The sequence below is a fragment of the Pseudomonas agronomica genome, from assembly GCF_025917275.1.
In the GTDB taxonomy this organism is placed as follows: Bacteria; Pseudomonadota; Gammaproteobacteria; order Pseudomonadales; family Pseudomonadaceae; genus Aquipseudomonas; species Aquipseudomonas agronomica.
This window is the reverse complement of the sequence record NZ_JAOSHO010000519.1, coordinates 1-3,367: the sequence shown is the minus strand read 5'-3', so window position 1 is coordinate 3,367 and position 3,367 is coordinate 1. Positions and strand designations below refer to the sequence as shown.

Below are 3,367 nucleotides of genomic sequence, written 5' to 3'. Positions count from 1 at the left end.
GCGAGCAAGCTCGCTCCCACAGGATCATGTGCAAGCCGTTAGAAATCCTTGCACAACCGCAGGGCGTCATAGATGGCGGCGTGGGTATTACGCTGGGCCACGCAGTCGCCGATGCGGAACAGCAGGTAACCGTCGCCGCTCTGCTCCAGGCACGGCTGGGGCTTGATCGCGAACAGGGCTTCGACGTCGATCTGGCCCTTGTTGCGCGAACCTTCCTTGAGCGCGTAGTAGATTTCTTCGTCCGGCCGCACGCCGTTTTCCACCACCACCTGGTCGACCACGCGCTCTTCCTTGGCGCCGGTGTATTCGTTCTCCAGCACCGCCACCAGCTTGTCGCCTTCGCGGTAGACCTTCTCCAGCATCATGTCCCCGGTCATGATCACTTCCTTGGGGTACATGCTGCGGTAGTAGGTCGGGAACGAAGTCCCGCCAATGGCCACGCCCGGCTTGATGTCGTCGGTGACGATCTCGACCTGGCTGCCCTTGTCGGCGAGGAAGTCGGCCACCGACATGCCGGTGAACTCGCAAATGGTGTCGTAGACCAGCACGTTCTTGCCCGGCGCGACCTTGCCGTCGAGTACGTCCCAACTGCTGACCACCAGCCCTTCGGCGGCGCCCCAGTGTTCGTTCTGCTCAAGGTTCGGGTGCCCGCCAACGGCCAGCACTACCACGTCCGGACGCAGGTCCATGATGGTCGGCGCGTCAGCCGCCACGCCCAGGCGCAGGTCGACTTTCAAGCGCGCCAGCTCCAGTTGGAACCAGCGGGTGATACCGGCGATCTGGTCCCGTTGCGGGGCTTTCGAGGCGGTGGTGATCTGCCCGCCGATGAATTCCTTCTTCTCGAACAGGGTCACGTCATGGCCACGTTCGGCGGCCACGCGCGCCGCTTCCATCCCGGCCGGGCCGGCACCGACGACAACGACTTTGCGCTTGGGCCCGGTGGATTTCTCGATGATGTGCGGCACGCCCATGTATTCACGGGAGGTCGCGGCGTTCTGGATGCACAGCACGTCCAGGCCCTGGTACTGGCGGTCGATGCAGTAGTTGGCGCCGACGCACTGCTTGATCTGGTCGATCTGGCCCATCTTGATCTTGGCGATCAGGTGCGGGTCGGCGATGTGGGCACGGGTCATGCCGACCATGTCGACGTAACCGCCCTCCAGGATCCGCGTGGCCTGGTTCGGGTCCTTGATGTTCTGCGCGTGCAGCACCGGGACCTTGACCACTTCCTTGATACCGGCGGCCAGGTGCAGGAACGGCTCCGGTGGATAACTCATGTTCGGGATGACGTTGGCCAGGGTGTTGTGGGTGTCGCAACCCGACCCCACGACGCCGATGAAATCGAGCATGCCGGTGTCATCGTAGTACTTGGCGATCTGCTTCATGTCCTCGTGGGACAAGCCGTCCGGGTGGAACTCGTCGCCGCACAGGCGCATGCCCACGCAGAAATCGTCGCCCACTTCGGCGCGCACGGCCTTCAGCACTTCCAGGCCGAACTTCATGCGGCCTTCGAAGCTGCCGCCCCATTCGTCGGTCCGCTTGTTGACCCGCGGGCTCCAGAACTGGTCGATCATGTGCTGATGCACGGCGGACAGCTCGACGCCGTCCAGGCCACCGGCCTTGGCCCGGCGCGCGGCCTGGGCGTAGTTGCCGATCACCCGCCAGATTTCTTCCGGCTCGATGGTCTTGCAGGTCGCACGGTGCACCGGCTCACGCACGCCAGACGGCGACATCAGGGTCGGCCAGTTGAAGCCGTCCCAGCGCGAGCGACGGCCCATGTGGGTAATCTGGATCATGATCTTGGCGCCATGCTTGTGCATGGCGTCGGCCAGGTTCTGGAAGTGCGGGATGATGCGGTCGGTGGACAGGTTCACCGAGCTCCACCATTCCTGCGGGCTGTCGATGGCGACCACCGAAGAGCCGCCGCAGATCGCTAGGCCGATGCCGCCCTTGGCCTTCTCTTCGTAATACTTCACGTACCGGTCGGTGGTCATACCGCCGTCGGTGGCGTAGACCTCGGCGTGCGCGGTGCTGAGCACGCGGTTGCGGATGGTCAGCTTGCCGATCTGGATCGGCTGGAACATTGCTTCAAAAGCCATGGCGCGATCCTCGACTTACAACGGCTTGACGATGAACAGGCCGTCGTCGTGGCCTTCTTCGGAACCGCCGTAGACCTGCTCGGCCACGGTGCGGATCGAGCTGCCACGCGCGGCCAGGATCTGGTCCATGGCGCCGGCGAACCAGCCGGTGAACATGTAGTCGACCTTGCGCCCGACCTTGCCATACACGTAGACGAACGCCGAGTGCTCGAGCTTGACGCTGGCGGTGCCTTTGTCCAGGTCGATGTCCTGGATCTTGAACAGGCCCCAGCCGCGTTGCGACAGGCGCTTCATGTAGTGCTCGAACACCGCGACGCCTTCCAGGCCGTGGCACTCGGCTTCTTTTTCACACCAGTGCCAGGCGGATTTGTAGCCGGCCTTGTAGAGAATCTCGGCATAGGCGTCGGCACCCAGCACTTCCTCGATGCCCATGTGATTGTTGACGAAGAAGTGACGCGGCACGTACAGCATCGGCAGGGCGTCGGAGGTCCAGACACCGGTTTCGCTGTCGACTTCGATAGGCAGTTGCGGGGCGATCTTGGCCATGAAAACTTGACTCCGGAAATTCGTGATGTGCCTGCGGCGCGAGTGGCCGCAGGTAAAGGATTCAGCGACGCAGCGGGTTATTCGCCCCAGACGTCTTTAAGAACGTTCACCCAGTTTTCACCCATGATCTTGCGCACCACCCGCTCCGGGTGACCGCGCTTGAGCAGCGTTTCGGTGAGGTTCGGGAACTCGCCCACGGTGCGGATGCCCAGGGGGTTGATGATCTTGCCGAAGCTGGTCAGGCGACGGGCGTAGCCCTTGTCGTGGGTCAGCATCTCGAAGAAATCCTGGCCGTGGCCCTGGGTGAAGTCGGTGCCGATGCCGATGGCGTCCTCGCCGACGATGTTCATGGTGTATTCAATGGCTTCGGCGTAGTCGTCGATGGTCGAATCGATGCCCTTGGCCAGGAACGGCGCGAACATGGTCACGCCGACGAAACCGCCGTGATCGGCGATGAACTTCAGCTCTTCATCGGATTTGTTGCGCGGGTGTTCCTTCAGGCCGGACGGCAGGCAGTGGGAGTAGCAAACCGGTTTCTTCGATTCGAGGATGACTTCCTCGGAGGTCTTGGAACCGACGTGGGACAGGTCGCACATGATGCCGACGCGGTTCATCTCGGCGACGATCTCGCGGCCGAAGCCCGACAGGCCGCCGTCGCGCTCGTAGCAACCGGTGCCCACCAGGTTCTGGGTGTTGTAGCACATCTGCACCACACCCACGCC

General features: G+C 62.9%; 3 protein-coding genes. All 3 read right to left on the bottom strand.

The features are described 5' to 3' along the window. Nucleotides 1–38: 38 nt before the first annotated feature. On the bottom strand, nt 39–2,099 hold the full coding sequence (dgcA, locus tag OC610_RS23755) for a dimethylglycine demethylation protein DgcA (protein ID WP_030139309.1): 2,061 nt from the start codon (nt 2,097–2,099) through the stop codon (nt 39–41). Between the two features lie 15 nt (nt 2,100–2,114). Continuing rightward, entirely contained in the window at nt 2,115–2,645 is a 531-nt protein-coding gene (locus OC610_RS23750; protein ID WP_030139308.1) for a DUF5943 domain-containing protein, read from the bottom strand. Between the two features lie 77 nt (nt 2,646–2,722). Next, nucleotides 2,723–3,367, bottom strand: a 645-nt coding sequence (locus tag OC610_RS23745) for a membrane dipeptidase (protein ID WP_264431318.1), incomplete at its 5' end; no start/stop codon positions are given.

What these genes read in the sequence shown, in the direction of transcription:
- dgcA (WP_030139309.1), bottom strand. Translation starts at nt 2,099, where the DNA reads ATGGCTTTTGAAGCAATGTTCCAGCCGATCCAGATCGGCAAGCTGACC.
- OC610_RS23750 (WP_030139308.1), bottom strand. Translation starts at nt 2,645, where the DNA reads ATGGCCAAGATCGCCCCGCAACTGCCTATCGAAGTCGACAGCGAAACC.